The organism is Nocardia sp. NPDC003963, assembly GCF_053605105.1.
The window spans coordinates 22,317-30,145 of the sequence record NZ_JBSGIP010000056.1 but is presented as its reverse complement, the minus strand read 5'-3'; the positions used below and the strand labels follow the sequence as shown (position 1 = coordinate 30,145).

The following is a 7,829-nucleotide window of genomic DNA, read 5'->3' as shown; positions in this document are numbered from 1 at the left end:
TTCGGCAGCCAGCGCCCGCGCGGCGGTAGGTCCGACATGCCGGATCGAAAGCGCGACCAGGACCCGCCACAGCGGCCGGTCCCGGGCGGCGGCGATGAGTGTGTCGAGGCCTGCATGCGGGTTTTTGGTTTCTGCTACCGGATGGTCGGCGTGCGGATTTTTGGTTTCCGCTACTTCGGGTGGGTCGGCAGTGCGGACCCCGTGTCTCTGGCTGCGCCGGGGGTCGACATGCGAAACCCCCCGGACCCCGACGTTCCGCTGCCGATCAAGAAGGCCGGATGCGGACCGCCGGTTTCCGCTGCTCCAGATAGGTCGGCATACGAAACCCGCGTCTACCGCTACTCCGGATCATCGGCATACGGACCCACACCCTTTGTCCACTCCCGGACGGTCAGCATTCGTGGGTGGGGCCCGCCCCGGTTCTGGAGCGACAGAGCGAAGGAGCGAAGCGACTGAGCGCCGGAGTGAAGAACCGGGGTTAATAGGGCCCCACCCCGCCCCGCCGAAGGCGGGGCCAAAAACACAGCCCCCACCCGCGACGCCGGAGGCGGCGCCATAAACACAGCTCAACTCCCCAGGTCGGGGATGCGGGTTGCGCGAGCGTAGACCGTCTCGCCTTCGGCCAGGCGCAGGGCCTCGGCGTCGCCGCGGGTGACCTGGGCGACGAACAGGTCGCCGGTGGCGGCGTTGCGCATCTCCACCCGGACCTCGAACCCCAGGCGGACCACCCGCTCGACTGTCGCCCGGGTGACCCCGGCCGATTCCGCGGTGCCCTCGTAGGCGGCCAGGGCCATATTCGAATCGCGGCCGACGCGGATATCGTGCGGGCGCACCAGGTGCCCGTTGAGCCGGGCCACAGCACCCAGGAACGACATGACGAATTCGCTGGCGGGCCGGTCGTAGACATCCTCCGGGCTACCGACCTGTTCGATCCGGCCGGCGTTCATCACCGCGATCCGGTCGGCGACGTCCAGGGCTTCCTCCTGGTCGTGGGTCACCAGCACGGTGGTGACGTGCACTTCCTCGTGCAGGCGACGCAACCAGGTGCGCAGATCCGCGCGGACCTTCGCGTCCAGTGCGCCGAACGGTTCGTCCAGCAGCAGCACCTGCGGGTCCACCGCCAGTGCCCGGGCCAGTGCCATCCGCTGCCGCTGTCCGCCGGACAGCTGGGCCGGGTACCGGTGCTGGAATCCGTCGAGGCCGACGATGCCGAGCAACTCGTCCACGCGGTCGGCGATCTCCCGTTTGGGCCGTTTGCGGATGGTCAGACCGAAGGCCACGTTGTCGCGGACGGTCATATGTTTGAAGGCCGCGTAGTGCTGGAAGACGAACCCGATATCGCGTTTCTGCGGGGGCACCCGGGTCACATCCCGGCCACCGATCGTCACCACACCCGAATCGAGATTCTCCAGGCCCGCGATCGACCGGAGCAGTGTCGACTTCCCGGATCCCGAGGGGCCCAGCAGCGCGGTCAGCTCACCGGACGGGATGTCCAGGCTGACGTCGTCGAGCGCGGCGAAGGAACCGTAGTTCTTACGCGCGTTGGTCACGGTGATCACGATCGGCCTCCGGTAAACATCAACACATCTCCCTCGAATCCGGCACGTGCAGCCCGCGGACACCACAGCAAAGCCACAGGTAACCCATCAGATATGTCCCCCGAATCCGGTGCATACGCTCCGCGGAGACCGCAACGAAGACTCAGGTATCGCGCTGAGAAACCGCCTTCGAATCCGACCCGTACCGCCCGCAAACACCCCGGCGAAGGCCGAGGTAATCGCAGTACCACTCACTGGACCTCCTCCATACCCGACACATGCGGCCCGCGGAGGCCGCAGCGAAGGCGGAGGTATCGCATCATGACTTCTCCCGTTTGCGTTCCAGGAGTGTCATCAACAGCAGGGTGACGAGTGCGAGGCCCATCAGCAGAGTGGCGGCGCAGTAGGCGCCGAAATCGTTGTGGTCGTTGATATAGCGTTCGTGCACCAGCAGCGTCAGCGTCTGCGAGACCCCGGGGAACCCGGAGGACACCATGATCACCGCACCGAACTCGCCCAGCGCCCGGGCCACGGTGAGTACCACACCGTAGGTGAGGCCCCAGCGGATCGCGGGCACGGTGATACGCCAGAAGGTCTGCCAGCGGGAAGCCCCGAGTGTCGCCGCCGCCTGCTCCTGGTCGTCGCCGATCTCGTGCAGTACCGGTTCCACCTCGCGCACCACGAACGGCATGGTGACGAAGATGGTCGCCAGCACCATGCCGGGTAGCGCGAAGATCACCCGGAAACCGGAGTCGGTGATCGCGCCGAACCAGCCGTCCACCCCCCACAGCATGATCAGCGCGACGCCGACGACCACCGGTGACACCGCGAACGGAAGATCCACGATGCCCTGGAGCAACCGGCGGCCGGGGAATTCACCACGCACCAGCGCCAGCGCGATCACCACCCCGAGGACCACGTTCACCGGCACCACGATCACCAGGATGATCATGGACAGATTGAAGGCCGAGATCGCGGCGGGCGTACTGATCTGGTCGATGAACGCGCCGATCCCCTGGCCGAACGCCCGGTAGAGAATGATCCCCAGTGGCAGGACCAGCAGTACGAACAGGTAGCCGAGGGCGAGTACGCGAAGCGTGAGTCTCCCGGGAGCGGACAACTTCATCGGGCCTCACGTTCCTTGCGCGCCGTACGTTCGGCGAACACCCGCAGCACCAGCAGCGCGACGAACGCGATCACCAGCAGCGCCACCGATACCGCCGCCGCGTTCACCGGCCGGTCGATCTCGATCTGCTGCTGGATGTACTGCGAGGCCACCTGGGTCTCGCGCGGGATATTGCCGCCGATCAGCACCACCGAACCGAATTCGCCGATCGCACGCGCGAAGGCCAGGCCGCCGCCGCTGATAACGGCCGGTGCCAGGGCCGGCAGGACGATCCGGCGGAAGGTCGTCCAGTTGTCGGCGCCCAGCGACAACGCCGCCTGTTCCACCTCGCGATCGGCTTCGATGAGCACCGGCTGCACCGACCGCACCACGAACGGCAGGGTTACGAACGCCAGTGCCACGACCAGACCCGGCCGGGTGGCGTTGAGGTGGACGTCGATCGGGCTCTGCGGACCGTACAGGGCCAGCAGCACAATGCTCGCGACGATCGTGGGCAGCGCGAACGGCAGATCGATCAGCGCGTTCACCAGACCCTTGCCCGGAAAATCGTCGCGCACCAGCACCCAGGCGATCAGGGTGCCCATCACGACATTGACCAGGGCGACCACCACCGAGACCAGCACCGTCACCCGCAACGACGCCAGCGCCAGCGGATCGGTGACCGCACCCCAGAAACCGGACCAGCCGTCGTCGAAAGCACTGAAGGTCAGCGCGGCCAGCGGCAGCAGCACGATGACGCTCAGCCACAGCATCGCGGTGGCGATACCGAGCGGTCCCACCGAACCGGTGAACCGCAGCCAGGACCGGAGGGGCCGGCGGGTGGAGCTGTCCGGGCCGGCGGCACCGGTGGGCGCGGGCTCGGTGGCGGGGCTGGTGGTCACGAGTATCGAGTATCGCGTGTGGGCCGGGTCACCCGACTACTCGGTCGCTTTGTCGTAGGCGACGGCGATGGTGCCGGAGTCGGGAGCGAACAGCTCCTCCTCCACCGTCGCCCAACCGCCCAGGTCGGCGATGGTGTACAGCGTCGGAGGCTGTGGGAACACGTCGGTGTACTCGGCGGCCACGCCCGGATCGACCGGACGGAACCCGGCGTCGGCCCAGGCGCGCTGCGCTTCGGTCGTGTAGAGGAAATCGCGGAAGGCGATCGCCTTCGCCGCGTGCTGGGCGTGTTCGAGGACGGCGACCGGATTCTCGATCTTGAAAGTGGTATCGGGCACGATGTGCTCGACCGGGTCGCCGTGCCGTTCGGCGAAGATCGCCTCGTTCTCGTAGCTGATCAGCACATCGCCGGTGCCCTGCAGGAACGCCTCGGTGGCCTCGCGGCCCGATTTCGGCTGTACGCGCACCCGGGTGAGCATCTGGTTCAGGTAGTCCACCCCGGCTTGCGGGTTGCGCCCACCTTCGCTGGCCGCGGCATAGGGAGCGAGCAGATTCCATTTCGCGGAACCGGAACTGAACGGGTTCGGAGTCACCACCTCGACATCGGGACGCAGCAGATCGTCCCAGGTGCGGATGTTCTTCGGATTCCCGGACCGCACCACCAGCGCCACCACCGACCCGAACGGAACACCACGGGTGGCGTCGGCGTTCCAGTCCGGATCCACCAGCCCGGCGTCGACCAGCCGGGTGATATCGGGTTCGAGCGAGAAACTCACCACATCGGCGGGGGCCCCACGCGCGATCTTGCGGGACTGGTCACCGGACGCGCCGTAGGACTGACGTACCTCGACACCCTCACCGGCCTCGGTCTTGTTGAACTCCGGGATCACCTCGTCGTAACCGGCCTTGGGGATCGCGTACGCGTACAGGTCCACCGTCCCGCCGCTACCGTCGGCGCCGCCGCCGCCGACCTCGTCACTGGATCCGCCGGCACACGCGGCCAGCAGCATCGGCAACGTGAGCAGTACCGCGAGCAGGCGATGACGCCCGGGCACCGGCCGCCGCACACCGAACCCCGGCGAGGCCCCACCACCGGCCGGCGCGATCGCGCCGCTCACCGGGTGAACAGCCAGGCGACGACGATCAGTACCAGCAGGGCCAGCAGCGCCAGCTGCACCCGTGAGCGCGGCATCAGCACACCCCGTTTCCGGTATCGCGGTCTTCGTCGGTCTCGTTGCGGCCCAGTGCGGCGCCCGCCACGTGCAACCCCCGGTCGATGAGGTAGGCGATCGCGAAACTGATCGGCACCATGCCCACCAGGACCACGAGGAACTGCGGGATGAACGGCAGCCCCGCCACCCACATCTCGAACCCGTCCCACCAGTCGGCAATACGCTCCACGGCGACCAGCGTAGAACACCGCACCCCGACCACCTCGACCTGTCTTGACCTCAACCCCGCTGCAGGTTGCAGGCTGAACCCATGACACAGGCACCAGAGGTATGGAACTCCGCCTACGACAACGACACCGCGCCGTGGATCATCGGCGAGCCCCAGCCCGCGATCGCCGAACTGGAACGGACCGGCCGGATCCGCGGCCGCGTACTGGACCCGGGTGCGGGCGCCGGGGAACACACCATCGTTCTCGCCGCCCTCGGCTACGACGTGCTCGGGGTGGACCTCGCCCCGAGCGCGGTCGCCTATGCCCGCCGCAACGCCGCGGCCAAGAATGTGCCGGACGCGCGGTTCGAGGTGGCCGATATGGTCGCCCTCGCCCGAGCCGTGGAGAACCCGCTGGGCACCTTCGACACGATCGTCGACAGCGCGCTGTTCCACGTCTTCGTCGAGGACGCCGCGGCCCGGGCCGAGTACGTGCGCACCCTGCACCGCCTGTGCGCACCGGGCGGTCGGGTACACATCCTGGCGCTCTCCGACGCCGAGCCGGGATTCGGCCCGCGGATCGGCGCGGATATGATCCGCGACTCCTTCGCCGGGCCGGGCTGGGAGCTCGAAGAGCTGCGGCCGGACCACTACTACGGGCGGATCACCGAGACGGTCGCCGGGCAGGCCGCCGACCTCACACCCGATGCCGGCGGGAAGGTCGAACTCGCCGCCTGGCTGGCCCGGATCCGGCGCGCCGACTGACCTGTGGTGGACGGCTCGGGTCCCGGCGACCCATCATGGGGTATGCCGAGTCCCGAGCACGCGTCACCCGCAGGCAAACCGGGCAACTCCCCGGCGGCCCCACCGCCGGGGAACAATTTCCCGACGATCGACGACTACGCCTTCCTCTCCGATTGCGAGACCACCTGCCTGATCGCCAGCAACGGGTCGGTGGAGTGGATGTGCGTACCGCGACCGGATTCCCCGAGTGTGTTCGGTGCCCTCCTGGATCGCAGCGCCGGCCATTTCCGGCTCGGCCCCTACGGACGCTCGGTGCCCGCCTCTCGCCGTTACCTGCCCGGCGGGATGATCCTGGAGACCACCTGGCAGACCGAAACGGGCTGGCTTATCGTCCGGGACGCACTCGTACTGGGTCCCTGGCACAGCACCGACCAGCGCAGCCGCACCCATCGGCGCACCCCGACCGACTGGGACGCCGCGCACATGCTGCTACGCACGGTCAAATGTGTCAGCGGCACAGTCGAACTCGAGCTGAGCTGCGAACCGTCGTTCGACTACCACCGAGCCATGGCCACCTGGGAGTACACCGGCAAGGTGTACGAAGAGGCCTCCGCGGTCTGTGCCGCCGACCCGACGGCCGGCCCGACGCTCACCCTCACCACCGATCTGCGGCTCGGCCTGGAGGGGCGTGAGGCCCGGGCACGCACCCGGATGAGCGAAGGCGACTGCGCCTATGTCGCCCTCACCTGGTCGGAGATACCCGCGCCGCAGACCTTCGACGAAGCCGCGGACAAGATGTGGACGACCGTCGAATGCTGGCGGCAGTGGATCACCCTCGGCGATTTCCCGGACCACCCCTGGCGCCGCTATCTGCAGCGCAGCGCCCTCACCCTGAAAGGCCTCACCTACGCGCCCACCGGCGCCCTGATGGCGGCCGGGACCACCTCGCTACCCGAAACGCCCGGCGGTGAACGCAACTGGGACTACCGCTACTCCTGGGTGCGGGATGCCAGTTTCGCGCTGTGGGGTCTCTACACACTCGGTCTCGACCGCGAAGCCGACGATTTCTTCGCCTTCCTGCACGACGCCACCACCGGCTCCGACGGTGAGGCGGTACCGCTGCAGGTGTTGTACGGAATCGGCGGGGAACGCGATATCACCGAGCGCACCCTCGACCACCTCTCCGGATACGGCAACGCCCGACCGGTCCGGATCGGCAACGGCGCCTACAACCAGGAACAGCACGATATCTGGGGCACCATGCTCGACGCGGTCTACCTGCATGTGAAATCACGCCAGCATGTACCGGAGACGCTGTGGCCGATGCTGGAACGCCAGGTCGACGCCGCGATCGACAACTGGCGCCGTCCCGACCGCAGTCTCTGGGAGGTTCGCGGCGAACCCCAGCATTTCACCTCGTCGAAGGTGATGTGCTGGGTGGCGCTGGACCGCGGTGCCAAAATCGCCGAACTGCACGGTCAGAACCATATAGCCAAGGAATGGCACCGGATCGCCGGCGAGATCCGCGCCGATGTACTGAAGCACGGTGTGGACGACCGCGGGCGTTTCACCCAGGTGTACGGCGGGACAACCCTCGACGCCTCCCTGTTGCTGGTGGTACTGACCCGGTTCCTGCCACCGGACGACGCCCGGGTGCGCGCCACGGTACTCGGCATCGCCGACGAACTCACCGAGAACGGCCTGGTACTGCGCTACCGGACCGAGACCACCGACGACGGCCAATCCGGCACCGAGGGCACTTTCACCATCTGTTCGTTCTGGCTGGTCTCGGCACTGGTGGAGATCGGCGAGATCACCCGGGCCCGGCGACTGTGCGAACGGCTGCTCACCCACGCCAGCCCACTCAAGCTGTATGCCGAGGAAATCGACCCCTACACGGGCCGGCACCTGGGCAATTTCCCGCAGGCGTTCACCCATCTCGCGCTGATCAACGCGGTCACCCACCTGATCCGGGCCGAGGGCTCCCAGCCGGCCGGAATGTTCCGCCCCGCCCACGGGAGAACTACGGGCACCCCCTGGCGCAGCCGCCCCCGCCGCTGAGGCGTACCTCCGCCTCCGCTCCGGCCGTGCGCGTCGGCATGCCGACTCATCGCCCAGAACACCACCCGTCGCAAACCTCGGCGTACCTCCGCCTCCGCTCC

Annotated in this window: 7 protein-coding genes and 1 pseudogene; 2 read left to right on the top strand and 6 right to left on the bottom strand. The window is 67.9% G+C overall.

The window, feature by feature from the left end:
* The 6 genes and pseudogenes from ACWEWT_RS35335 to ACWEWT_RS35310 all read right to left on the bottom strand — a co-directional run.
* Positions 1 to 96 (bottom strand): annotated as a pseudogene (locus ACWEWT_RS35335) (helix-hairpin-helix domain-containing protein); the annotation flags it as partial.
* Positions 97 to 566: 470 nt separating this feature from the next.
* Positions 567 to 1,559 (bottom strand): sulfate/molybdate ABC transporter ATP-binding protein, encoded by a 993-nt coding sequence (locus tag ACWEWT_RS35330; protein ID WP_452565247.1) that lies wholly within the window; start codon positions 1,557 to 1,559, stop codon positions 567 to 569.
* 298 nt (positions 1,560 to 1,857) lie between these two features.
* On the bottom strand, positions 1,858 to 2,664 hold the full coding sequence (gene cysW / locus ACWEWT_RS35325) for a sulfate ABC transporter permease subunit CysW (protein ID WP_452565246.1): 807 nt from the start codon (positions 2,662 to 2,664) through the stop codon (positions 1,858 to 1,860).
* A complete protein-coding gene (gene cysT / locus ACWEWT_RS35320) occupies positions 2,661 to 3,416 on the bottom strand; it encodes a sulfate ABC transporter permease subunit CysT (RefSeq protein WP_452565250.1) in 756 nt (251 codons plus the stop codon). The genes cysW and cysT overlap by 4 nt, the downstream gene beginning before the upstream one ends.
* Positions 3,417 to 3,581: 165 nt before the next feature.
* On the bottom strand, positions 3,582 to 4,553 hold the full coding sequence (locus tag ACWEWT_RS35315; protein ID WP_452565249.1) for a sulfate ABC transporter substrate-binding protein: 972 nt from the start codon (positions 4,551 to 4,553) through the stop codon (positions 3,582 to 3,584).
* Between the two features lie 181 nt (positions 4,554 to 4,734).
* On the bottom strand, positions 4,735 to 4,944 hold the full coding sequence (locus tag ACWEWT_RS35310; RefSeq protein ID WP_452565245.1) for a hypothetical protein: 210 nt from the start codon (positions 4,942 to 4,944) through the stop codon (positions 4,735 to 4,737).
* An 81-nt stretch (positions 4,945 to 5,025) separates the two neighbouring features.
* Here ACWEWT_RS35310 and ACWEWT_RS35305 point away from each other — a divergent pair, with 81 nt between their 5' ends.
* Together ACWEWT_RS35305 and ACWEWT_RS35300 are read left to right on the top strand one after the other, a co-directional pair.
* Entirely contained in the window at positions 5,026 to 5,688 is a 663-nt protein-coding gene (locus ACWEWT_RS35305) for a class I SAM-dependent methyltransferase (protein ID WP_452565244.1), read from the top strand.
* 3 nt (positions 5,689 to 5,691) lie between these two features.
* A complete protein-coding gene (locus tag ACWEWT_RS35300) occupies positions 5,692 to 7,728 on the top strand; it encodes a glycoside hydrolase family 15 protein (RefSeq protein WP_452565243.1) in 2,037 nt (678 codons plus the stop codon).
* The last annotated feature ends 101 nt before the right edge of the window (positions 7,729 to 7,829 follow it).